The sequence below is a fragment of the Vibrio stylophorae genome (genome assembly GCF_921293875.1).
Classification (GTDB): domain Bacteria; phylum Pseudomonadota; class Gammaproteobacteria; order Enterobacterales; family Vibrionaceae; genus Vibrio_A; species Vibrio_A stylophorae.
Map to the genome: position 1 here is coordinate 1,295,124 of NZ_CAKLDI010000001.1, position 23,778 is coordinate 1,318,901.

Genomic DNA, 23,778 nt, shown 5'->3' on the forward strand with positions numbered 1-23,778 from the left:
TTGCTAAATGCGTTGCTCGATAATACCACCACCTAAGCAAACCTCATCTGAATAAAAGACGGCAGATTGGCCTGGTGTGACCGCAATTTGCGGTTCATCAAACATTACACGAATGGTGTTGTCATCCATTGGAACCACGGTACATGGAATGTCATGCTGGCGATAACGTGTTTTCACGCTGCAGCGCAAAGGCGCTTGCATTGGTGTGCGATTCACCCAATGCAGCTGGCTTGCAATCAGACCATTGGAGAATAGACGCGGGTGGTCATGGCCCTGTGCAACGATTAACACATTGCGCTCGACATCTTTATCCACCACATACCATGGGTCTTCTGTGCCATTGCCGCCTTTTTGGCCACCGATACCTAGACCTTTACGTTGGCCAAGGGTGTGGTACATCAAGCCTTGATGTTCGCCAATGATTTCGCCATCGACGGTTTCAATGGCACCCGGCTGTGCTGGTAAGTAGCGCGATAGAAAATCAGTAAATTTACGCTCGCCAATAAAACAAATACCAGTTGAGTCTTTTTTCTTCGCGGTCACAAGACCTTGCTCTTCAGCAATTTTACGAACTTCCGGTTTTTCAAGCTCACCAACCGGGAAGAGGCTGCGTGCCACTTGCGCATGGCTGAGGGTATATAGGAAGTAGCTTTGGTCTTTATTGCCATCTAAGCCACGAAGCATTTGCGGCAGGCTACCATCGGTTGGGAAGGTACGGCGAACGTAGTGACCCATGGCGATGTAGTCAGCGTCGAGCACTTCATCGGCAAATTCGAGGAAGGCTTTGAATTTGATCTCTTTGTTACAAAGAATGTCTGGGTTTGGTGTGCGTCCTGCTTTGTATTCGGCAAGAAAATACTCAAATACATTGTCCCAATATTCCGCTGCGAAGTTGATGGTGTGCAGCGTGATCCCCAGCTTATCGCACACCGCTTGTGCGTCAGCGAGATCAGCTGAAGCCGAGCAATATTCATCATTGTCGTCTTCTTCCCAGTTTTTCATAAACAGGCCTTCCACTTGGTAGCCTTGCTGAAGAAGAAGATAAGCGGAGACGGATGAATCTACACCGCCTGACATGCCGACGATGACTTTCTTTTGTGCGTTGTCGTGATGAGGTTGGGTCATGAATGGTAAAACTCTATCTGTGATCTGCGGCGCATTCTAGCAGAACTGTCGCCCTGAAAACAGGGGCAATCCATGTGCAAAAAGCGCTTATTTTTGTGTGTTGTCACTTGTTTGTGGTAGCTCGACGCGGCGCCATTCTCCAGGCGCAAGACCATCGACGGTCCATGGGCCGAGTTGATATCGAATGAGGCGCAGCGTTGGATGGCCAATATGTGCGGTCATACGACGAACTTGGCGGTTGCGACCTTCGCGCAGAGTGATGGCGAGCCAAGTGGTGGGAATGTTCGCGCGTTCGCGAATGGGTGGATTGCGCGGCCAGATATCAGGGGCATTCATGCGCTCAACTTTGGCTGGCAGCGTCATGCCATCTTTGAGCTCAACACCTTGGCGCAGGGCATCTAACGCTTGCTCTGAGGGCTCACCTTCCACTTGTACCCAGTAGGTTTTCGGCGATTTTGATTGGGGCTGCGTGAGTTTGGCCTGCAGTTTGCCATCATTGGTGAGTACCAAGAGTCCTTCGCTGTCTTTGTCTAAGCGACCTGCGGCGTACACATCTTTGACATCAATATACTGGGCAAGTGTGATGTCATTGGCTTCGCCTGAAAATTGAGTGAGCACATTAAAGGGTTTATTAAACAAAAGAATCTGCTGCGGGCCTTGCATTGGACGTGCGCTGCCCACCTGACGTTGGCGTGAAGGGCGTCGCGTTACGCTGCTCGATGTGTTGCGGTGCGAAGACGCGGTGCGAGTTACATTCGTTTTTTTAGAATGTGCCTTTTTTGAAGGTACTTTTGTAGAAGAGACTTTGGATTTTGAACCAGGCGCAGGTTTTAAGCGATTCGACATGACAAATGGCAATATCAGATAAGGAATGCGCGCAAGTATATCTTATTTACAGCAGGCATGGGTGGCGGTGTGAATGATAAGAAAAGTAGCTGGGATAAGTAAGATAAAGAAAAAGCACAATCAAAGATTGTGCTTTGTTACTTCCGTTACAATAATGCAACAAGCGCCGAGACGGCAAAAGCAATTTGATATTGCTCAAGGCATTACTGATGCATCTATTGTTTATTTGAATTTTTATTCACAGCATAACCTTGGGGGTTGCATGCAACTCTTTTTTTCAAAGAAAAAGAGTTGCTGCCATGGTTAAGCGTTGGCACTATCCATATGGAGGAGTGTGATATTACTAGCGTGGTAGCCTTTCGGTCCTTCGTGAATATCGTACTGCACCTGCTGGCCTGCCTTTAATGTGCGGTAGCCATCCATCTGAATGGTTGAATAATGGGCGAAAATATCGCCATCACCCATATCAGGGCAGATAAAACCGAAGCCTTTTGCGTTGTTGAACCACTTCACTGTTCCCGTTGCCATACGTTACATCCTTTTTCATTGACGAGTAATACTGGGGTGAATGTCAAATGAATATCTATGCCTTTGATATTCAAATTGCTTTCCTTCTCCACTCTAGTAAAAAGGGCAGGGCAGTCAAGTGACGATGTGCAGAAATGGTAACAATTTTACTAAAATTTAATATATGCCGTATTAAACTGTAGCCGGCCCTGAAATCAATGACTAAGATGAGACTATGAGTAAGTTATACGAATGGATTAACCCAGATTCTGATGTGGCGTTTGAGGAAGAAACTGCGCTTCAGCCACCATCCATGTATCACGTGGTACTCAATAACGACGATTACACACCGATGGATTTTGTGGTCGAGGTTTTGCAGGTTTTCTTTGGCATGAATGCTGACCAAGCCTCGGATATTATGTTAACGGTGCACTATAAGGGCAAAGCATCTTGTGGCGTTTTTACCGCCGAGGTGGCGGAAACGAAGATGGCTCAGATCAATGCCTATGCCCGCGAGCAAGATCATCCACTGCTTTGCACCATCGAAAGAGCCTAAAATAACACGATGCAAGCCATTGTTAGGGAAGGTGAATAATGTTGAATAAAGAGCTTGAAGCCAGTCTAAATGGCGCCTTTGCGCAGGCGCGTGAACAGCGCCATGAATTTATGACTGTGGAACATCTTCTACTGGCCTTGTTGGATAATGCCAGCGCCCGTGAAGCGCTGGAGGCCTGTCTGGTCAATTTAGAGCGGCTGCGTACTGAGCTTGCCAGTTTTATCGCGCAAACAACGCCGTTGATTCCCAAAGACGATGAAACCAGAGAAACCCAGCCGACGCTCAGTTTTCAGCGTGTTCTACAACGTGCAGTATTTCATGTGCAATCTTCAGGGCGCACGGAAGTCACAGGTGCCAATGTTTTAGTCGCTATTTTTAGTGAGCAAGAATCACATGCAGCCTATTTGCTGAAAAAGAATGATGTGAGCCGTTTGGATGTGGTGAACTTTATTTCACATGGCATTAGCAAAGATGATAGCCACAGCGAAGGCCTTTCTGGACAAGGACCATCGCATCAACCCGGTGAACTGAATAGTGGTAGCACAGAAACTGCCAATGAAGATCGCTTAGAAAATTTTGCAACCAACTTAAACCAGTTGGCACGAGTCGGTGGCATCGATCCACTGATTGGGCGTGATAAAGAGTTAGAGCGCACGATTCAAGTTTTGTGTCGTCGCCGCAAAAATAACCCATTGCTAGTTGGTGAGGCCGGTGTCGGTAAAACGGCCATTGCTGAAGGTTTGGCATGGCGTATCGTCGAAGAACAAGTGCCAGACGTAATGCGTGATTGTGTGATTTACTCTTTGGATATTGGCTCTTTGCTGGCAGGCACAAAATATCGCGGTGATTTTGAAAAACGTTTTAAAGCAGTTCTCAAACAGCTAGAGCAAGAAGAAGACGCGATCCTCTTTATCGATGAGATTCATACTATTGTTGGTGCGGGCGCAGCTTCTGGTGGTCAAGTAGATGCGGCAAACCTTATCAAACCATTACTCAGCAGTGGCAAGCTGCGTTGTATTGGTTCAACCACATACCAAGAGTACGGCTCTATTTTTGAAAAAGAGCGCGCATTGGCTCGCCGTTTCCAGAAAATTGATGTGGTGGAGCCATCCATTGACGACACCACAAAGATCTTGATGGGTTTGAAGTCCAAATATGAAGATCACCATGAGGTGAAATACACCAATAAGGCGATTCGCGCAGCAGTTGAGCTGTCGGCGAAATATATCAATGAACGTCACTTACCTGACAAAGCCATTGACGTGATTGATGAAGCGGGTGCACGTTGTCGATTGGTCGTCGCGAGTAAACGCAAAAAAACCATCAATGTTAGCGACATTGAATCGATGATTGCCAAGATGGCGCGTATCCCTGAGAAATCAGTATCGAGTTCGGATCGTGATGTGCTGCAATCGCTAGACGAAAAACTTAAGATGCTGGTTTTTGGCCAAGACTCTGCCATTAGCGCTTTGTCTGAAGCGATTAAATTGAGCCGAGCAGGTTTGGGTGCTGAGCATAAGCCCGTGGGCTCATTCTTGTTTGCGGGCCCAACAGGGGTGGGTAAAACAGAAGTAACCGTACAGCTGGCGAAGTGTTTAGGTATTGAGCTCCTTCGCTTTGATATGTCCGAGTATATGGAGCGTCACACTGTGAGTCGTCTAATTGGTGCGCCTCCAGGTTATGTGGGCTATGACCAAGGCGGTTTGCTCACCGATGCTGTGATTAAACATCCGCATGCGGTTGTACTGCTTGATGAGATTGAAAAAGCGCATCCAGATGTGTTCAATCTATTACTGCAGGTCATGGATAACGGTACACTTACGGATAATAACGGTCGTAAAGCTGATTTTCGTAATGTTATTTTGGTGATGACCACCAATGCTGGCGTTAGTGAAACGATTCGCAAATCCATTGGTTTGATTCAGCAAGATCACAGTCATGATGCCATGGGCGAAATTAAGAAGGTGTTCACCCCTGAGTTTCGTAACCGCTTGGATAACATCATTTGGTTTAACCACTTGGATGTCAGCATCCTGACGCAAGTTGTCGATAAATTCATTGTGGAACTACAGGCACAGTTGGATGCGCGAGGTGTGTCCATGGAAGTCAGTGACGAAGCGCGGATCTGGCTGGGTAACCAGGGCTATGATCGCGCCATGGGTGCGCGTCCAATGGCACGTGTGATTCAGGAAAATCTGAAAAAACCACTAGCCAATGAGCTGTTGTTTGGCTGTCTAGCCAGTGGTGGTAGCGTACGAGTGGATCTGCAAGATGACAAACTCACCTTTGATTATTCAACTACTGAAGCCACGGTGAATTAACAGAGTCGAATGAGTTCACGCTCTTTATAACGACAAACCCCAGCCATTGGCTGGGGTTTTGCGTTTTAAACTTTGCTGCAACAGCTGGTGCAGTCAAAGGAAATATTAACGCGCGCGGAAGACGATGCGGCCTTTGCTCAAGTCGTAGGGAGTCATCTCAACCGTGACTTTATCGCCAGTCAAAATACGGATGTAGTTTTTGCGCATTTTGCCAGAGATGTGTGCAGTAACAACGTGTCCGTTTTCAAGCTCAACACGGAACATAGTATTTGGCAGGGTATCAAGTACCGTTCCCTGCATTTCAATTACGTCTTCTTTTGCCATTGAATCCTCTTTTAGGCCTGTAGGCCAGTCTTTAACTGGCGCATAATGCCCTGAAACTGGGAGAGTGTAAAGTATGGGCGCATATTTTAACGCTGCCAACCCTGCTTTGATAGCTTTTCATGAGGGTGGAAACGAGATTTATAATTCATTTTTTGGCATTGCTCGATGAAATAGCCTGGATAAATCCAGGTTTTCTGCCAAATTTTGGCTTGTTCAAGTTGAATGAGCAGGCATGCGCTGCCTAAGGAAAGCTTGTGCTGCGGGTCAAAAAAGCTATACACCGCGCTTAATGCATGCGGGGTGATGTCAGTGACCGCAATGGCAATCAAACGTTCCTCTTGGTAAAGATGCAAATATTGAATGTTTTGCCATTCACTGTGGCTAAATTGCAGAAAACTCTGGCGATCGGCTGGATACATACTGCCATCTTGATGCCGCGTATTGATGTATTGCTGATAAAGCGAAAACCACTGCGGATCAAGCTCAGATGAAAAATGCCAACGCATGGACTGAATTTGGTTCTTTAGCCGTTTTAAACTGCGACTGGGGGTAAAGGCCATCACATCATAGCGTATGGGCGTGCAAGCAGAGCACTTGGGACACATTGGTTTATAGATGATATCACCGCTGCGTCGATATCCTGCGGCCAGTAGCAATTCATAATGGCTGTTTTGATGCCATATTTCATCCATGACCACACCAAGACGCTCCTGCTGACCGCTGAGATAACTACAAGCATGAATGGGGGTGAGCCCAAGATTAATTTGCATGCGATGCTCCAGGGAACGCCAGTTGCTGCTGGTGATAAACGCTAGCGGGTAATGCTTGTTCGCGTGTTTGCATCAATATATCCAGATATTGCCTGCGCGGCATTAATTGCGCGCCCAAGGACATTAAATGCGGGTTTTCCATTTGGCAGTCAATCCAATGACCACCATGTTTGGCAAAGTGATGGCTAAAGGCCCAGAGCGCGATTTTTGATGCGTTAGTGGCACGTGAAAACATCGACTCACCGCAAAACATTGCGCCACAAGCGATACCATAAAAACCGCCAACGAGTTGGTCTTGATGCCAAACCTCAATTGAGTGCGCATGGCCGAGATGATGCAGATAGATATAGGCTTGGGCGATCTCTTTGGTGATCCAAGTCCCGGTGTTTGGGCGGTGGCGGCATCCGGCAATTACGCCCGCAAAATCACAATTGATGGTGACCACATATTGCGCTTTTCGTTGAAATTTGTGGCTGCTTCGACTGAGGTAGGGGGTGCAAGGATCAAAGAGCGCACGGGTTGACGGGCTCCACCATAAGATGGGCTCCCCTTGGTTGTACCATGGGAAAATGCCATGTCGATAAGCTTCAATGAGACGCTCTGGCCGCAAATCACCGCCAATAGCCAATAGCCCATCGGGTTCACTCAGCGCTTGGTCTGGTATCGGGAATTGAACATGATGTGGGCTAAGTTCGGTCAAATACATGGCAGCGGATTGAGAACAATATAGAGGGGGAAATTATACGTTGCTTATGGAAAACAATATACCAGATGAAAAAACAATACTGCGTATGGATAGCACAGATAAAAAAACCGCCCGAAGGCGGTTTTTAAAACTGAGTGTACTTATGCAGTGACTGGCTCAAGTACAGCAGCAATAGACTCACAGAGTTTGTCCATATTGCTGGTGGTCATGCCTGCAACGCTGATGCGGCCAGAGCCTACGATGTAGACACCAAACTCATCTTTCAAGCGCTTCACTTGCTCTGGAGATAGACCCGAGAAGGAGAACATACCGGTTTGACGGCTGATAAAGCTAAAGTCTTGCGACACACCTTTCTCTTTGAGTGTTTTAACAAACAACTCACGCATCTCTTGAATGCGATCGCGCATCTCAGTTACTTCTTGTTCCCACTCGGCACGAAGTGCTGGATTATCTAAAATCTCAGTGGCCACTTTACCGCCGTGCGCTGGTGGGTTGGAGTAGATGGTACGGATGATGCTTTTCGCTTGGCTAAATGCTGTTGCTGCGATGTCGCTGGTTGCTGCAGCTAGTGTAAAGGCACCGACGCGCTCGTTGTACATACCAAAGTTCTTAGAGAATGAACTAGCAACCAAAAGCTCAGGGCAAACCTTCGCAAACAAACGTAGGCCTTCTGCATCTTCTTCTACGCCGCGGCCAAAGCCTTGGTATGCAAAGTCAAATAGAGGAAGCAGAGATTTGCGCGCACATAGTTCAGCAATTTGTTGCCACTGCGCTGCAGTTGGATCGATACCGGTTGGGTTATGGCAGCAGCCGTGAAGTAGCACCACATCGCCTGCTTGTGCTTGCTCTAGATCTTCAAGCATCGCCGCAAAGTCCATATCGCGATTTGCTGCGTTATAGTAGCGGTATTGCTGCACGGTCAAACCCGCAGCATTAAATACGTTGTTGTGGTTCGCCCATGTTGGGTTGCTGACCCAAATGGTATCGCTGCTCAACTGGCGCTTAATAAATTCTGCGGCAATACGCAGTGCACCAGTACCGCCAGGTGCTTGCGCTGTTTGAACGCGTTTTTCAGCAATTAGCTGTGCATCTTGACCAAAGAGAAGTTTTTGAACCGCCAGTGCATATTCAGGAGCACCCGGAATGCTGAGGTAAGATTTGGTGGTCTCTTTCTCAAGCAATAGGGCCTCTGCTTTTTTCACTGTATTAAGAACAGGCGTCTCGCCGGCGTTCGTTTTGTAGATACCAACACCAAGGTTGATTTTGTTACTGCGGCTGTCAGCTTTGAACTCTTCAGTTAAGCCAAGAATTGGGTCTGCGGGCGCTGCGATAATTTTTTCAAACATTTGCGTCATCCATGCTGTGTTCGAGAGAAAAGGGTCTGCTCAAATTTATACCGTTAACTGATATAAATTGACACTATTTTCTGAATAATCTTTCGTGAAATTGATCAATTTCCGAACAAACGATAAACATAAAAAAGCGCAGCAGGTGCTGCGCTTTTATTTTCGAGAGCTTAGAAGTTCGCGTTACGTGGTGTACGAGGGAATGGAATCACATCACGCACGTTGCCCATGCCAGTGACGTATGAAACCAAACGCTCAAAACCAAGACCGAAGCCAGCGTGTGGTACGGTGCCGTAACGGCGTAGATCGCGATACCAGTTCATATGCTCTGGGTCGATACCCATTTCAACCATACGCGCATCTAGAATATCTAGACGCTCTTCACGTTGTGAACCACCAATGATTTCACCAATGCCAGGGGCCAAAACGTCCATCGCAGCAACGGTTTTGCCATCATCATTCATACGCATGTAGAAGGCTTTGATATCTTTAGGATAGTTTTTCACGATCACTGGCGCTTTAAAGTGCTCTTCAGCAAGGAAGCGCTCGTGCTCAGAAGACATATCGATACCCCATTCAACAGGGAATTCAAATTCACGGCCAGAATCAAGCAGGATTTGAATCGCATCGGTATAGTCTACTTGTGCGAAATCTGAAGCGACGAATTGCTCAAGACGGGTAACAGCTTCTTTATCGATGCGCTGCGCAAAGAACTCAAGATCATCGCGGCACTCTTCAAGTGCAGCTTTGAACACATACTTCAGCATATCTTCGGCAAGTTTTGCAACGTCATCTAGTTCTGCGAACGCAACTTCAGGCTCAACCATCCAGAACTCAGCCAAGTGGCGGCTGGTGTTTGAGTTTTCAGCGCGGAATGTTGGACCAAATGTGTAAACCTTGCTAAGTGCACAAGCGTAAGCTTCTGCGTTTAGCTGACCAGATACGGTCAAGAAGGTTTCTTTACCAAAGAAATCTTCGCTGTAATCCACATCACCTTTGTCAGTGCGTGGCAGGTTGTTCATATCCAGCGTTGAGACGCGGAACATTTCACCAGCACCTTCACAGTCAGAAGCTGTGATCAGTGGCGCAGACATCCAGAAGAAGCCTTGCTCGTGATAAAAACGGTGAATCGCTTGTGATAGACAGTTACGGACACGAGCAACCGCACCAATCACGTTGGTACGAGGGCGAAGGTGCGCAACTTCACGAAGATATTCGATAGAGTGGCGAGTTTTTGCCATTGGGTAAGTGTCAGCATCTTCAACCCAGCCAACCACTTTTACGTTAGTGGCTTGCAGTTCAAAGGCTTGGCCTTGTCCTGGCGATTCAACAACCTTACCTGTGATTTCCACTGAACAACCCGTAGTTAGACGAAGAACCTCGTCTTGGTAATTATTCAGTTCATTAGGAACCACGGCCTGAATCGGGTCGAAACATGAGCCGTCATAGATGGCAAGAAAAGAGATTCCAGCTTTGGAATCACGACGGGTACGAATCCAGCCGCGAACTGTGACTTCACTGTCAACAGCGCATCGGCCCTTCAGTACGTCGACTACAGGCACGTAAGTCATAATGAGTCTATATCTCCGTTGGTGCACTAAGTGCAATTTTTGTGTTTTTCCAAACAGCAATATTACCTGTGGATGGCGCGGCTGCAAGCGATGATCGCGTTGAAGCGGTAATTCTTTTACTTTTTTTTCTTTCAATGGATTTTTTCTGTTTAAAAAATGCTCGAACTTGGTCCGTCGCACAAAATTTCCTGATCGAAATGCAAAATGGTCACGAAACCGTTTTCCCCATCGCTTTTTTCCGGCATAGTCTGCAACTATTTTGTGATATCGCCATGTAATTAAAGGAGATGTGTGAATGAGTGGTATTTTCACGCGTTGGCTCGGCGTTTTATTGAGTGTGCTGTGGTTGCCTTCAGCAGTGGTGCAAGCATCAGAGCCGGGGGCGCAATCGGCGTCACTGCCGCCTGAAAGTGCGGTCTGTGTGATCCGCCATGAGCAGCAAGTGTTGATGACGCTGGATAAATTTACCGGTCGTTATGCATTACCTGGCGGCGGTATTGAGGCCGGTGAGACTGCGCAGCAAGCCGCGGTGCGTGAAGTATATGAAGAAACGGGCGCAGTGGTTCGCGTCGTTCAGCCTTTGGCTGTGATTAATCAAACCAATATGGTTTATAGCTGTGTGACTGAGCGTCCTTTGCCAGTGGCAGCGCATGCCGATCCACGTGGCGAGCATATTGTGGCCGCTTGGTTTGCACCGCATTTTGATAAAGAGATCAAAGCGGTTTATCTGCTCAACCCAGAATTACAAGCCACAAAAGATTTTCGATTTAAGCGACATATTGCGCAATTAAGCAAATGGCGCGATCAGACCCCAGAGAGTGCGATTACGGTGTATACCGATTTATCGGCGAATGCTTCTGCACTGCATCGATTAGAATTGCCATTGATTGCAGGTCTACAAAACTCAGTTGCTTCTTTGCCTGATATTCTGTCGCGACTGGTTTCTGGCGTACTGTTGGCAGCTAATTTATTTGGCGAAGGTGCGCTGGTTGCTTGTTTAATTCCCTTGGTATTTGGCCTGTGGGGACGTCAAGCGGGGCTCACGTTTATTTTTTACGTGATGGGGGCTGCGGTGCTGATCGCCGTTGCCAAACAGCTCATTGCTTGGCCGCGTCCTTTCATTTATTGGCCTGATCTACAGCAGATGAATGCTTCTGGATTTGGCATGCCAAGTGGGCATACCTACTTATCCGCAATTTTGTGGGGGCTTGCTTATTTTGCACTGCGCGATGGACTCAAAGTGAAAATTTCATGGATGGTGCCTGTGCTGATGGTGATCCTCACGGCAACGGCGCGGGTTTGGCTTGGCGTTCATTTTATTTCAGATGTGGTGTTTGGCGCGCTATTTGGCGGTGTGACGATTTGGCATTGGCGTCGCCTGATTGATCGTAAAAGATTGGATCTGCAAGAGCAGCTGAATCTGCCGATGTTTTGGTTGGTGATTTCGGTGATGTTACTGGCGGGTGCGATCTTTACGCAAAATCCGACCTTGGTCTATGCCTTTGCATCGGCTTGGAGCATTGCCTTGGCCTTGAGCTATATTCGCCGTAAAAATTGGCAGCTCAATCGCGCTGTCAGTGCAAAATATCGCTGGTTAACCGTGGCGTCGATTGGCTTTGTTTTGCTGGTGGTTTGGAGTCTACTCAAGGTTTATGTGATGACTCAGACGGGCGCCCTGGCGATTGTGATGGGTTATACCGTTGCGCTGTGGATCTTAACGTTCTTGGTCTTTGTGATGACCGCAGGTTGGGCTCATCATAGTCAGCAGCAAGCTTAGCTGTGAAATTTCAGTAAGAAATTTAAGTGAGAATTTAAAATTGAAAAAGGCGCCTATTGGCGCCTTTTGATTGAGTAAAACATGTGTGCAAGCACTTGCGAAAGCGTTGATGAAAGCGCAAGGGCTCATCTTTCATTTTGTTCGTCCGTTTTGCTCCTTGCGTGCACTATGCTCGCTATGCATTGAGCTCAACTAACTCGTTACCAGATATTTCACCTTGGCTAAATTTCAGCACGCTGGTTAGCGTGGTATCTGCAATATTGGCCAGAGCTTCTTTGGTTAAAAATGCCTGATGGCCGGTAAAGAGCACATTGTGACAGGCGGATAGGCGGCGGAAGATATCATCCTGAATGACGTCATTGGATTTATCTTCAAAGAACAGCTCTTTTTCGTTGTCATAGACATCCAGACCCAAGGCACCAATTTGCCCTTGTTTGAGTGCTTCGATGGCGTCACTTGAGTTCAATAAACCGCCGCGGCTGGTGTTGACAATCATCACGCCTGGTTTCATCTTGGCAAAGGACTCTGCATTGAGCATATGCGTGTTTTCAGGCATTAATGGGCAATGTAGGGTGATGATATCGGCTTTCTCGTAAATCTCATCAAGCGTGGTATAACGCGCACCTAAATCGATAGCTTCCTGCGCAGGATAGGGGTCATAGCACAATATATCCATGCCAAAGCCCTTAAGGATGCGCATTGCTGCTAGGCCGATTTTACCGCTACCAATAACGCCAACTGTTTTGCCAAAAAAGTTAAAGCCAGTTAAACCTTCAAGCGAGAAGTTTGCGTCACGGGTACGCTGGTACGCACGGTGGAAACGGCGGTTGAGTGAGAGCATCAGACCGACGGCATGCTCAGCCACGGCTTCTGGTGAGTAGGCCGGTACGCGAACCACTTGAATGCCGTATTTTTTTGCGGCGGCGAGATCAACCTTATCAAATCCGGCGCAGCGCATGGCAATGAGCTTGGTACCATTTTCAGCGAGCTCTTTTAGGACTGCATCATCAACATCGTCGTTGACGAAAGCGCAGACCACATCAAAACCTTGAGCAATTTTCGCGGTCCTTTGCGTGAGGCGAAAATCAAAATAATGAATATCAAACTGGTAGGTTTGATTAATTTGTTCAAAGGAGATTTGGTCGTACTTCTTCGAACTAAACAATGCAATTTTCATATCGGCCACTTCCCTTAAGTCGTAGTTTTATTACAAATAAGCTACCACGCTTTCACAACCAAGGGAAGTTTGTATGACAAATTGAATTCATTGATGTTTTCAATCAATCAAGCCCATTTTTAGAACTCATCAAAATTTAAACTCAAGCGCCGATCATTCATTGCTGCCATCAGCATCTCGGCATCAAGCACCTGAAGCCAAGGCATCAGTTGTTGCTCGCTGGCGATGATAAATTGACTGAGCTGCTGAATCACCACTTGCTTGAGTGCCTTACCATCCCAAGGTTTAGCAATATAATAGTCCAAGCTTTCGTGATTGAGCGCTTGAACGGTTTCTTCTAGTCCCGCTTGTCCGGTGAGAAGTACCTTGCGACAGCTTTGGGTGCTTTCATTGGCACCCAATTGTAGTAAAAAATCTACGCCGGTTCGCCCTGGCATAATGTGATCGCATAGCGCTAGGGCCAGTGGAACACCTTGAGCGATGGACTCTGCGAGTACCTCTTCAGCTTCACTAACAGATTCAGTCGCTTCAATATCAAAGTGGGAGCTAAGCTCGCTGAGATCTTGGATAACGCTATCGAGAACTTCTCGTTCATCATCGACGCATAGGATGAGATATCGATTCATGATTCGCTCCGTGGGCTTGATGTTGTGGGGCTGAGATCGGCAATAAAATGCGCATTTGGGTGTATTTTTCAGGCTCTGAGGTGACGATGATTTCACCCTGATGTTGGTGAATAATTTGCTGGCAAACCGACATCCCAATGCCTAAACCAAAATTCCCCTCGCGCTTGGTGGTGTAGTTAAGCTCAAAAATACGCGCAATGGTCGCTGCATCCATACCGCAACCATTGTCGGTGAGCGTTACTTCCACATACTGATTCTGCTTGGCTAGTTTAGTTTCAACACAGAGTTTGGGCCGTGCGCCAAAAGACTCCATGGCATCCAAAGCATTGGCAATTAAATTGGTCCAAACCTGCTGCAGGGCGATGGGTTGGCAATGAATTGCGGGCAGGGTGTGATAGCTTTTTTCTACCTCAATGCGCTTTAAACGGTTTTCAAAAATCACTAAGGTGTCTTCGAGCCCTTCGTGAATATCCACTAAGTGCCAGCTTTCATCATCTTGGCGCGCGTAAGATTTAAGGCTTTTTACCATATCCGCAATACGTTTTGCGCATACATGTATGGAACGCAGAAAATTACCCGCTTGATAGTATTGATCCCAAAGCGCTGTGGATTGCTCCAACTGTTGCGTTGTTAGGTGCTGCCAATGTACGAGCTGACTTGGCTCGTCTAATCCCATGATCACCAATTTTCTTGCTAGCTGTCGATCATCGGTCAGCGCTTCAAGGTTTTTCGCTTGTGCCCGAGCTTGCGCGGTAGACAGTGGCCGTACTTCCAGCGCTCGGCGCAAAATTGTTTCACCCAGCTCATGGGTGTCTCTGTCGAGCTCATTGCTTAGAATAAATTCAAAACTTGATTTTAGGGTATCAGCGCCGCGTAGGATGGCTGCGACGGGATTGTTAAGTTCATGGGCAACACCCGCCACCAGCTGACCTAACATGGCCATTTTCTCTTTTTCTAGAAGCTGGTCTGTGGCGGTCTCTAAATGGTTGAGCGCGCTGTGCAGCGCCATTTCAGTTTTAATGCTGCGCTGCAAGCGGCGGTTAAAATGGCGCAAAAGTAGGGTGGTAAAAAGTGGTAAAAGCTCATTTTTACTTTTCATCACTTTGCTAAAAAGTGGGCGATCGATTTTAATGACTTTGGTTTGAGATAGGGTGCGCCCCGTTGAAAATGACGGCTCACCAGTGACAAAGGACATGCCACCGACCAAATCGCCTCGGCCATAGCGCACCACTTGGTGATCATGGCCGTCTTCATCGCGTTTGGTGAGCACCACGTTGCCCTCAGCAATAAACCAAAGAAACTGATTTTCCTTTCCTTCTTCAGTTAACAGATGATTTTTACTGTAGGTGCGGCAGGCTTCATCCTCGTTATTGCCATCAAAAAAGTCCTGCAGCGCAGTTAAAAACTGCTGCGATAGGGTTTGATCATCGAGCTGATAATAATCTTCAATAAAACCAGAGCGAAATTGCTGCATTTGTTGTTCGATATGCGCTTTGATTAATCGCTGCGTATCCAGTAAATGGCTGTAACCGAGATATTCATCGACCTTGGCGTGATCCAGAATAAAGTTGGTGAGCTCTTTTTCAACGGCTTGACGAAGTGCCACTGGTTGCCAAGGCTTGGTCAAGCAGTGATCCAGTTGTCCTTCATTGACGGCGGTAAGGATTTGTCCCACATCGGGCGTGTCGGTAAGTAAAATTTTATAGGCGCGTGCTGTGGTGGGGTGCTGATGTAAGCGAATAAAGAACTCAATGCCTGTTTCTTTACCCAAATCATCATCACAAAGGACCAATGCAGCCTCTTGCTGGCGCTGATGCATGGACGCTAAAACATAATCCGCCTCATCTGGGTTATCTACGCAGACAATATCGAATTGCTCACTTAAATAGGCGAGTTCTTGGCTCAGCTGCGCCACAATGGTGGCGTCATCATCAATACAGATAATGGCGTAGGGGGGCATGCGGCTCTCCTTAGCAATGCATTGGATGAATTTTACGCAATTGTGAATATTTTGGGTGCGATCTTGCTAGCAAAGTGTTGATTTTAAAATTAAGTTCTAGACGGAATGGCAAGGTGATGTGTGTCGCATAGTAAAATGTACTAACCAGCAAGGCGTAAAGGCTTTGCGATTCTTTTTGCATAATTTGACATGGATTTTACATAGGCGGGCTGGTTTGATTCTTCTCTGTCTCAACTTCGGTACACTGATGCCTGATTTCAGGATGAAGAGACGAAGATGAAAAAGGTCGTGTTACCAATCTGTATCCTATTGGTTTTATTGCTAGTTCCATTGGCTTTGGGATGGTTGACTAAATTCAAAATTGAAGCTGAAATGGATTATCACTCGGCGACCATGAGCCGAACGGTAGACGCCTATGAGATGGGTTATCTCAGTTCAAACGTTGTGCTTAAAATTGAAGTGACCGATTATGCCAATCGTCAATCAATGATTGAGTCGAATATCCCAGTGGTTTACTTCGTGAATGTGAATATTTCTCACTGGCAACCCACCATGAAAGTACAAGGCCATATCCATGTTGCTGATGATGGCAGTTTGCTATCAAAGGTGATTGGCCCAAGTCAAAAAACGCTGGCATTTTCTGCCAGCAAAGACCTGCTTACGGGCAAGCTTTCTCCGGTGCGTTTTGATATCGCAGGCATGAATTACCAAGATGCAATGCAGATCCTCCGTGTTCATCCGGGCCATATTACAATGCCTTCAGATTGGACATCGCCAAATGCTTCAAAGCAAATGGACTGTACGTGGCCTGGCGTCCAATTTTCTTCGCCTGAACTTGAGCTCACTCTTTCAGATTTGCTGTGTCGTTCGCAAGGGCAAGTCGATGCGAACGGTGAAACGATTGAGATTGCTTTAAAGCAAGTGAGTATTCAATCGATGGAGATGCTCGAGCCTTTCTTGATCGATAAAATAGCGCTGCAAATGCATGAAAGGCATCAGTCTCCATATATTGATTCCACGGCAAAACTCTCCGTTGCTCAAATGGGTATTGGCGAGGATGTGCTAAATGATATCTATTTGGCGATGGAAATGAACGACCTGAATCAAGGTGTGATTGAGGTTGTTTCTGACTCATCGTTGAAAGGGCCAGCCTTGATGGGGCGTTTGGCGGATTTCGACCCTGTGTTTGATATGCTTGAAATGAGTTTTGGTTATACCTCTTCGCAAGGTGAGAATCAGCTGAGTTTGAGGTTTTCAACGCTCCCTGGGTTTGTTCATAACCCAATGAACAACATGATTATCGATTTTACGACGCAGATGAGTGCGGCAGATTATCAAATGTGGAGTCAATCGATTCCTCAATTACTCTTACTGGAAAAACTGAATTGGCTGGCGTGGGATCATAAAAAGGAAAAATACATGATCGAAAGTCAGTTCCGCCAAGGTGAGTTGATGGTGAATCGCTATCCGGTCTCGATGCAAAAGATGGCATTGGTGGCACAGGCGATGCAGAGCATGGAGTGATTTTTCGTTACTTTTTTAATTTTATCGACAAGGGCTGCCCATGCAGTCCTTGTTTTTTTATACTGTGCCCATCATCAATTTGAGTGACGGAATATGAATCGATTGAAAAAAATAGCCGCAGTTGCAGGTTTGGTTGCACTGATTGCCAGCTGGCCATTTATGGTGGGTTTGATTGCTGAAAAAGCGACGATTCGAGGAATTAATGAGCATCAGTCCGATGATCTAACGCTTGAATTACTGGATTATCAGCGTGGTTATATTCATGCCGATGCGAAAACGCAGGTGACGATCACCCAGCCTGATCTATTGCGTTTATTTCAGCGTGCGAATGTGCCGCCTGTACTGCTGTTAGAGCATCACATTACTCATCATGCATTGTCACTTGAGATTGCGAGCCAATTTACGCCGGATACTGAAAAAGCCTTAGCAAAGGTTTTCTCGGTATCACAATTTAAGATGACCTTGCTGACTGACACGAGCATCAGTGGCAAAACGACCTTTGATGCCAATATCAGCGATATGAAAAATGACGTTTTTTCATTGCAAGCGGGACAGATTAGCGGATATTACAGCCATGCGCAGTGGCAAGTTGCCTTCGCCGCAAAAACGCTGATGGCACAACTTTCCAATCGTTCACTTGATGCAACCCGTCCTTATATGCGAGTTCAGGTTAGTGAGGGCGACAAGGAAAGTGATGGCATTCATGGCATTGATTGGGCTTTGGATGCGCAGAATCTCATTTGGCATGATGCCCAGCGTGATTATCAACTGAAGCAGCTCGCGCTGTCATTTGTGCTTCAGCCGCAAGCGTCGCATTACGATATGAATGTGGCGGGGCAAGCCGCACAGCTTGATTTTAATGATGCCGCCCGTTATCACACGCAAGTGACGCTCAATTTAACGCACTTACCGACGGATAAATTAAAAGCGGCAGTGGATGTCATTACCAATCCGCCGGCATTGTGGAATCGTAAGATTCGTCGCCAGCGCCAAACTCAAGCCCTCAATGAGCTATTTGCGGGCGATTGGCAAGGGCAATTGGCAGCGCAATATAGCCGAGCGCCTTCAGCACGCGCTGAAAATCACCTGTCTTTGGCTGTTTCTGGTATTTCACCGGCCAGCAGCAATTTATTTTCAGCCTTTGTGCAGCACAAAGGGATACTGAATTTAAAACTCAATGAAAAAGATCATTCGCAAGCGGACTGGGCGGTGCTGATTGAGCACGGTTTGCTACAAAAGCAGGGTGATTATATTCAGGGTGAAGTTCGTACTGATATTTCAGGTCTTTCTAATGCAGAGCAGCGTTTACCGTGGGCACAATTTGTAGTGGAGATGAAAACCTTGGCAAGACAAGGGTGAGTCTCAGTCATGATGAATAAATGAATAAAAAAGGTGCCGTGGGCACCTTTTTTTATTCGTCATTGTATTGTGCGGTTTAAGGGATGAAACCGTCAATTTTAAGCTTGTTCAGGGCGGGCAGGCATTGTACTACGAAGGCCAAAGAGACGCTTAATTCGCATTTCCACACTCGGGAAATATGGGTTGATAAAGAGTTTGTGCGCCATCAGCAAACCTTTCACGATGCAGATGATCACCATTTGTGGTGCGCCCAGTAAGAAGTAACTGGTACCGCCGACAAAAGCGGAGATAAACATCGCCCACTGGAAAATCTTCATATTGGTTACGCTCAGCGCCACAAGAATTAACACGAAATCCATCCAGTTGAGGGCAATGGCCCATGATGGATTAGCGCTAAAATCACGAATGGCATACACCGCAAAGCCAAGTAGCGACGCAACCGCAATAGCCGCTAAAGCATGAATGACGCGCTTAGGCACATTCATATAATCCTGTGCGTAGCGGTAAAAATTTAAAAAGCCAAGTAGGCCGTTGAGCAGTACTTTTGGCAAAATACCCAGTAGCGCGCCGTAGATAATGTCATTGACCACAGAAAGGAAAGTGGCAATACGCACCCCTTTAAATTGGTTAAAGATAAGCAAACCGATGTAAAACACCAGTGAGGACCAACCCAAGATATTGATAACGAGGTCAAGGTGATTTGTCATATTCAGATTCTACAGCTGAGCAAAAAAGAGATGCAGTGTACAAAATGAAAACGAGTAGAACAATCTTGTGATCAAGCGCAAGCTGTGCTTACTGGTTGGGATTCGCTATCAGTTTAGCAACTGACATCTTGCAAAATGAAACAGTAGACAGAGATAAATGTTGCATAATCTCGACGATCCCAAAATAAAAAATATTGGAATCATTGTCTTAGGGGATAATCAGATCTGCTTAGATAGACTGATGCGATAATACATGGAGGGAATATGCGGCTATTGGTTCTTTTAAGTCTGTGCTTAGGGATTGTCTTTTTTTATCAAACGGGTGGTGAGCCGATGCCAACCATGCAGCTACTGCAAACACAGCTCAATGATGACGATGCGGGACTTGTTTCTGTTGGGGATTGTGAGGCAGAAAAATGCGTGATGGTTTATCTTGCGCCTTGGTGTGGAACTTGCCGGGCCGCATCGCCGATGATCGTCCAGATGAAAGCGCAGCTTGAGCAAGAAGGGATCCCAATGCAGGTGGTGATCGGCAATGCCAATGGATCGCAAGTCCAGCAATATGCAGCGCAGTTTCCTTTTAATGTCGCACTTGATCCCATGGGTGCTTATAGTCATCAATTAGAAAATAAAGGTGTCCCATATTTTGTTGTGTTTAACAAAAAGGGAAAGCGAGTGAGTGATTACGGTGGTGCCTATTTACAAGTGGATGCGATGCGCGGGGCATTGGAAATATAGAGTTAAAAAAAACAGGCAGATGCGCGTGCGTGTTCCTGCTGTTGCTAATCAGTAGCTCAGTGAATGCGGCTTTACAGCCTTTTGTCAGTGACGGCTGTAGTCTATTTCCTAATGGTGACTGGTCGCAGCCCAATGTTTGGTTACATTGTTGTGTCGCCCATGATTTTGCCTATTGGCAAGGCGGCACTAAAGCGCAGCGTTATGCGGCTGATCAAGCGCTTGAGCAGTGTGTGATGGCGCAAGGATTTTCTTGGACAGCGCAAGCCATGTTTCTTGGTGTGCGTTTTGGCGGCAATCCCTATTGGCCAATGTGGTATCGCTGGGGGTATGGCTGGCCCTATCCATCGAGTTATCAGCCTTTAACGACGATGCAGCAACAGCAGGTCGAGGCGCAGGTTGCCATATTGTCAGCACCTCTCAAACAGCAACTTCATCTAAAATAATTGAGATGATTGCACTTAGGGTGAATATCAACAACGAGGATAAATGGATGCGTTACTTGTTATTGGCTATCTTGGCGATGGTGAGCATGGGAGCAGTTGCAGGCAGCTACAGTCGAGGTCACACGATTGCGTATTATGATCAGGGCTCTGACTATTTTTACCAAGGGGTGGTGGAAGTAAAGGCAGGCCACCTGTTGCAAGGCCGCTCGATTGAGAATAAAAACCTTTATATCTATAACACGCAAACCGATCAGGGAAAATTGCTCTTTCAAAGCCGTGTCGATGGCAAAATTACTGATTTAATATTTGAGCAGGCGTTTATGGTGGTGCCTAGCAATGGCTCGGGATATATGTCAATCCAAAAGCAATGCTACACCTGTATTAAAAACAACAATGGCATTAAACAGCGCGAACCAGCCAATCGCATTATCATTGTGACCTTAAAGACCATGGATAAAGGCGAAACATTGATTCTCTATGTCGCTAAAAAGGATGGCTCTGAGCTTCAAGAGTTAGCACGCTTTGATCCAGCGACAGTCAGCTGGCATATCGATGTAAAACATGAGGTGCTTCGGTTGATTGAGCAAAAGCAGGACACCATCGTGGTGCAAAATAAACCACTGCCAAATTTCTAATCAAGGGCAATAAAAAACACCGCGATTGCGGTGTTTTTTATTCGGCTTGCTGCGTTAGAAGTTAAAGCGCACATCGAACCAGAATGTATCACCAGCGGGCTCGTTGACATGATAGCTCGCCCCGAGAGAGATAAGCTCAGTGGCATGGAAGTTTACATGGCCACCAAAAATGCCATCGTTACTGTCACCAGAGAAGATCCCAACAAAACCGCCTACTTCAAGTTGCTGAGTGATCCACTGGCGAACCCCGACCTTAAATTCAGCGCCATTGTCATCTAAGTCACGCGATCCTTCTTTCCAATCGCTATAACGCCAAGAAAGACGGCCATAAAAATCAGTCCACATTCCGATTGGCGCATTAAATCCCACACCCGCATTGACGTTGGTATATTCCTCAAAATCGAAATCACCTTCAGCAAAAAAATACGCATTGGGATGGAAGGCCTGTGAAATATTGACGCCTAAAGAGCCATGCTCAGAGCCAACACGAAAGCCAAGATAGTTATAGTTAAAGTTACTTTCAGCATGAGATGGGAGTGAAAGTAGGGAGCTTGCTGCGCAAAGAGCAAGAGCCATTTTTTTCATGGTCAACAGTCCATATTGAATGTGAATGCTGAAATTCTACAAAAGCGAAAATGTAATTTCAGTGAACTCAACGAAATTATTGGGTATTTGGGGTTTGTGGACCATCCGCATCGATGGGGACTTTGGGACCGAGAAATTTTGGCTGTTGATCTGTGAAATAGAGATCAAGCACCGCTTTGACGCGAGCAAAAGCTTCGCGAATACGAATTTTTCGACCGGCGCTGCCATCTGGAGAGGGCACTGCGAGGCAAATCGCATCAATCTCTTTGTAATCGGCAATAAATAGCGCACGCTCGCAGTGAAAGCCTTGGCTCACCACCACAAAGTGGTTGGTTTCAAACACCTCTTTGGCGCGAACGATGGAGTCTAAGGTGCGAAATCCCGCGTAATCGAGGTGAATTTTATCGCCAGGAATGCCAGCGGCGAGTAAGTCTCGTCGCATGGTAATGGGTTCGTTGTACGAGCGATGCGCGTTATCACCGCTGAGTAAAAATGCATCCACCTTGCGCTGGCGATAGAGCTCGCGCGCAGCATCAATGCGGTATTGATAGAAGGGGTTGAGGTTGCGGCCGATATATTTGCTGGTGCCTAGCACAAGTGCCACACCACGCGGTGGGATCTGAGCGACATCGTCGTAGATACGGCCTGCTGCGCGAGACGCCATCCATTGATCGATAGAAAAAATGGTTAAACCCAGCAGGATAACCAGTACGATCAAGGTGATAAGAAGGGGTCTTAGGTAGCGCATCATCTATCTTAACTAATTGTTGTCATTCTATTTTACGTTCTTTTTTTTAGATTGCAGCATTGAGATCAGCCTTGACGATGATTTTGAGCCAAAAAATGAAAGTAATCTCACTTCATCCGCATGAATGGGGATCTTCAAGGGTGAAATACCCTTGATTTTAAATAAAATTCAGATATTTCTTGTTATAAAATATATTATTCACCTTTGCGTTTGTTTTTTGCTTGTTTTGTTTTGCTTGGGTTGTGCTTTAATGGATAAAACAATAGGGTGTCATTCAGAAACTGAATAAACCCTAAGAAAGGATGCGCTATGAAACTTTTTGTTCCCGCTAACTACCATTCGCCCTTGGACCTTCGTGACACTGAAGTCGCGATTAAAAAGCTCAAGGATTACTTTGAAACCGCGCTGGCCTACGAGCTTTATTTAACCCGTGTTTCTGCACCTTTGTTTGTTAAACCAGAAACCGGCTTAAATGACAACTTGAATGGCACTGAGCGTCCGGTGGATTTCGACCTTTTGGATGACAATCACGCGAAAGTGGAAGTGGTTCACTCATTGGCAAAATGGAAGCGTATGGCGCTTGCTCGTTATGGCTTTGCCGAAGATGAAGGTCTTTACACGGATATGAATGCGATTCGTCGTGATGAAGAGTTGGATAACCTGCACTCAATCTATGTTGATCAGTGGGATTGGGAAAAGGTAATTTCCAAAGAGATGCGCGGTGTTGATTATCTTAAAGAGACGGTTGGCAAAATCTATAACGCATTTTTAAAGACTGAGAACTACATCAACCAAGAGTATCCAGTACTTGAAAAGTGGTTGCCAAAAGAGATCACCTTTATTACCTCTGAAGAGTTACTGCAGCTTTATCCTACGCTGGATGCAAAAGGGCGTGAAAATGCCATCTGTAAAGAGAAGAAAGCTGTCTTTGTGATGCAAATTGGTGGTGCGTTATCACATGGTGAGCGTCATGATGGACGTGCGCCAGATTACGATGATTGGCAGCTCAACGGTGATATTTTGTTCTGGAACCCTGTGCTTGAATGCGCCTTTGAATTGTCATCCATGGGGATCCGTGTAGATGAAGATTCACTCAAAGCGCAGCTTGCCATTGCCGGCTGTGAAGATCGCTCAAGTTTGCCGTTCCACCAAGGTATTTTGAACAAAACCCTGCCTTATACCATTGGCGGTGGTATCGGTCAGTCACGTATCTGCATGTTCTTCTTGCATAAAGCACATATCGGCGAAGTGCAATCATCGATTTGGCAAGATGAGATGATCCGCGAATGTGAACAGCACGGAATTATACTGTTGTAATTGCTAGCCGGTGCAAAATAGTTAAGACCAGCCCACGGGCTGGTTTTTTTATTGCGCGTTGTTTCAAGGCGCTGAGTGATACTTCATAAAAGTGGGGTAAGGGCGCAGAC

At 46.5% G+C, this 23,778-nt stretch carries 24 protein-coding genes; 10 read left to right on the top strand and 14 right to left on the bottom strand.

The window, feature by feature from the left end; translation table 11 throughout:
• Positions 1-3 precede the first annotated feature (3 nt).
• The 3 genes from mnmA to cspD all read right to left on the bottom strand — a co-directional run bounded on the left by mnmA (position 4) and on the right by cspD (position 2,499).
• Positions 4-1,125, bottom strand: coding sequence for a tRNA 2-thiouridine(34) synthase MnmA (gene mnmA / locus L9P36_RS06010; RefSeq protein WP_237465747.1), 1,122 nt, complete (start codon positions 1,123-1,125; stop codon positions 4-6).
• Between the two features lie 87 nt (positions 1,126-1,212).
• On the bottom strand, positions 1,213-1,971 hold the full coding sequence (locus L9P36_RS06015; RefSeq protein WP_435532730.1) for a pseudouridine synthase: 759 nt from the start codon (positions 1,969-1,971) through the stop codon (positions 1,213-1,215).
• A 303-nt stretch (positions 1,972-2,274) separates the two neighbouring features.
• Positions 2,275-2,499, bottom strand: a complete 225-nt coding sequence (gene cspD / locus L9P36_RS06020; protein WP_237465765.1) for a cold shock domain-containing protein CspD — start codon at positions 2,497-2,499, stop codon at positions 2,275-2,277.
• 214 nt (positions 2,500-2,713) lie between these two features.
• Between cspD and clpS the strand changes: the two genes are divergently transcribed.
• Together clpS and clpA are read left to right on the top strand one after the other, a co-directional pair.
• Complete coding sequence (gene clpS / locus L9P36_RS06025; protein WP_237465767.1) at positions 2,714-3,034, top strand: ATP-dependent Clp protease adapter ClpS; 321 nt, start codon at positions 2,714-2,716, stop codon at positions 3,032-3,034.
• A gap of 38 nt (positions 3,035-3,072) precedes the next feature.
• Positions 3,073-5,355, top strand: a complete 2,283-nt coding sequence (gene clpA, locus L9P36_RS06030) for an ATP-dependent Clp protease ATP-binding subunit ClpA (protein ID WP_237465769.1) — start codon at positions 3,073-3,075, stop codon at positions 5,353-5,355.
• 105 nt (positions 5,356-5,460) lie between these two features.
• On the opposite strand, the gene infA is transcribed toward clpA, so the two are convergent.
• The 5 genes from infA to asnS all read right to left on the bottom strand — a co-directional run bounded on the left by infA (position 5,461) and on the right by asnS (position 10,072).
• Positions 5,461-5,679, bottom strand: a complete 219-nt coding sequence (gene infA, locus L9P36_RS06035) for a translation initiation factor IF-1 (RefSeq protein ID WP_001040192.1) — start codon at positions 5,677-5,679, stop codon at positions 5,461-5,463.
• 86 nt (positions 5,680-5,765) lie between these two features.
• Complete coding sequence (locus L9P36_RS06040) at positions 5,766-6,449, bottom strand: arginyltransferase (protein WP_237465772.1); 684 nt, start codon at positions 6,447-6,449, stop codon at positions 5,766-5,768.
• Positions 6,439-7,155, bottom strand: a complete 717-nt coding sequence (gene aat / locus L9P36_RS06045) for a leucyl/phenylalanyl-tRNA--protein transferase (RefSeq protein WP_237465774.1) — start codon at positions 7,153-7,155, stop codon at positions 6,439-6,441. Before aat ends, L9P36_RS06040 begins: the two co-directional genes overlap by 11 nt.
• Before the next feature lie 140 nt (positions 7,156-7,295).
• Positions 7,296-8,501: an amino acid aminotransferase gene (locus L9P36_RS06050; RefSeq protein ID WP_237465776.1), complete on the bottom strand. Its 1,206-nt coding sequence runs from the start codon at positions 8,499-8,501 to the stop codon at positions 7,296-7,298.
• Between the two features lie 170 nt (positions 8,502-8,671).
• A complete protein-coding gene (gene asnS / locus L9P36_RS06055; RefSeq protein WP_237465778.1) occupies positions 8,672-10,072 on the bottom strand; it encodes an asparagine--tRNA ligase in 1,401 nt (466 codons plus the stop codon).
• Between the two features lie 41 nt (positions 10,073-10,113).
• Here asnS and L9P36_RS06060 point away from each other — a divergent pair, with 41 nt between their 5' ends.
• Entirely contained in the window at positions 10,114-10,350 is a 237-nt protein-coding gene (locus L9P36_RS06060; protein WP_237465781.1) for a hypothetical protein, read from the top strand.
• 17 nt (positions 10,351-10,367) lie between these two features.
• The gene (locus L9P36_RS06065) at positions 10,368-11,849 is read left to right on the top strand and encodes a bifunctional NUDIX hydrolase/phosphatase PAP2 family protein (RefSeq protein WP_237465783.1); all 1,482 of its coding nucleotides are present in this window, start codon (positions 10,368-10,370) and stop codon (positions 11,847-11,849) included.
• 175 nt (positions 11,850-12,024) lie between these two features.
• Here L9P36_RS06065 and L9P36_RS06070 read toward each other — a convergent pair whose 3' ends face one another.
• The 3 genes from L9P36_RS06070 to L9P36_RS06080 all read right to left on the bottom strand — a co-directional run bounded on the left by L9P36_RS06070 (position 12,025) and on the right by L9P36_RS06080 (position 15,612).
• Positions 12,025-13,026 carry a 2-hydroxyacid dehydrogenase gene (locus tag L9P36_RS06070; RefSeq protein ID WP_237465785.1) on the bottom strand — a complete coding sequence of 334 codons (1,002 nt, stop codon included), beginning with the start codon at positions 13,024-13,026 and terminating at the stop codon, positions 12,025-12,027.
• Between the two features lie 119 nt (positions 13,027-13,145).
• Positions 13,146-13,652 carry a response regulator gene (locus L9P36_RS06075; protein ID WP_237465787.1) on the bottom strand — a complete coding sequence of 169 codons (507 nt, stop codon included), beginning with the start codon at positions 13,650-13,652 and terminating at the stop codon, positions 13,146-13,148.
• Positions 13,621-15,612 (bottom strand): ATP-binding protein, encoded by a 1,992-nt coding sequence (locus L9P36_RS06080; RefSeq protein ID WP_237465788.1) that lies wholly within the window; start codon positions 15,610-15,612, stop codon positions 13,621-13,623. The genes L9P36_RS06075 and L9P36_RS06080 overlap by 32 nt, the downstream gene beginning before the upstream one ends.
• Positions 15,613-15,888: 276 nt before the next feature.
• Here L9P36_RS06080 and L9P36_RS06085 point away from each other — a divergent pair, with 276 nt between their 5' ends.
• Complete coding sequence (locus tag L9P36_RS06085; protein WP_237465789.1) at positions 15,889-17,136, top strand: DUF945 family protein; 1,248 nt, start codon at positions 15,889-15,891, stop codon at positions 17,134-17,136.
• 93 nt (positions 17,137-17,229) lie between these two features.
• Positions 17,230-18,495, top strand: a complete 1,266-nt coding sequence (locus L9P36_RS06090; protein ID WP_237465790.1) for a DUF945 family protein — start codon at positions 17,230-17,232, stop codon at positions 18,493-18,495.
• A 98-nt stretch (positions 18,496-18,593) separates the two neighbouring features.
• On the opposite strand, the gene L9P36_RS06095 is transcribed toward L9P36_RS06090, so the two are convergent.
• Entirely contained in the window at positions 18,594-19,202 is a 609-nt protein-coding gene (locus tag L9P36_RS06095) for a hypothetical protein (protein WP_237465791.1), read from the bottom strand.
• Positions 19,203-19,466: 264 nt separating this feature from the next.
• Here L9P36_RS06095 and L9P36_RS06100 point away from each other — a divergent pair, with 264 nt between their 5' ends.
• The 3 genes from L9P36_RS06100 to L9P36_RS06110 are packed head-to-tail and all read left to right on the top strand — an operon-like array spanning position 19,467 to position 21,018.
• Positions 19,467-19,940: a TlpA family protein disulfide reductase gene (locus L9P36_RS06100; protein ID WP_237465792.1), complete on the top strand. Its 474-nt coding sequence runs from the start codon at positions 19,467-19,469 to the stop codon at positions 19,938-19,940.
• A gap of 29 nt (positions 19,941-19,969) precedes the next feature.
• Complete coding sequence (locus tag L9P36_RS06105; RefSeq protein WP_237465793.1) at positions 19,970-20,383, top strand: hypothetical protein; 414 nt, start codon at positions 19,970-19,972, stop codon at positions 20,381-20,383.
• Between the two features lie 47 nt (positions 20,384-20,430).
• Positions 20,431-21,018 carry a hypothetical protein gene (locus L9P36_RS06110; protein WP_237465794.1) on the top strand — a complete coding sequence of 196 codons (588 nt, stop codon included), beginning with the start codon at positions 20,431-20,433 and terminating at the stop codon, positions 21,016-21,018.
• 54 nt (positions 21,019-21,072) lie between these two features.
• On the opposite strand, the gene L9P36_RS06115 is transcribed toward L9P36_RS06110, so the two are convergent.
• Both L9P36_RS06115 and L9P36_RS06120 read right to left on the bottom strand, forming a co-directional pair.
• Positions 21,073-21,603 (bottom strand): hypothetical protein, encoded by a 531-nt coding sequence (locus L9P36_RS06115; RefSeq protein WP_237465795.1) that lies wholly within the window; start codon positions 21,601-21,603, stop codon positions 21,073-21,075.
• A gap of 76 nt (positions 21,604-21,679) precedes the next feature.
• A complete protein-coding gene (locus L9P36_RS06120) occupies positions 21,680-22,351 on the bottom strand; it encodes a SanA/YdcF family protein (protein ID WP_237465796.1) in 672 nt (223 codons plus the stop codon).
• A gap of 309 nt (positions 22,352-22,660) precedes the next feature.
• Here L9P36_RS06120 and asnA point away from each other — a divergent pair, with 309 nt between their 5' ends.
• Positions 22,661-23,668: an aspartate--ammonia ligase gene (gene asnA / locus L9P36_RS06125; RefSeq protein WP_237465797.1), complete on the top strand. Its 1,008-nt coding sequence runs from the start codon at positions 22,661-22,663 to the stop codon at positions 23,666-23,668.
• Positions 23,669-23,778 lie beyond the last annotated feature (110 nt).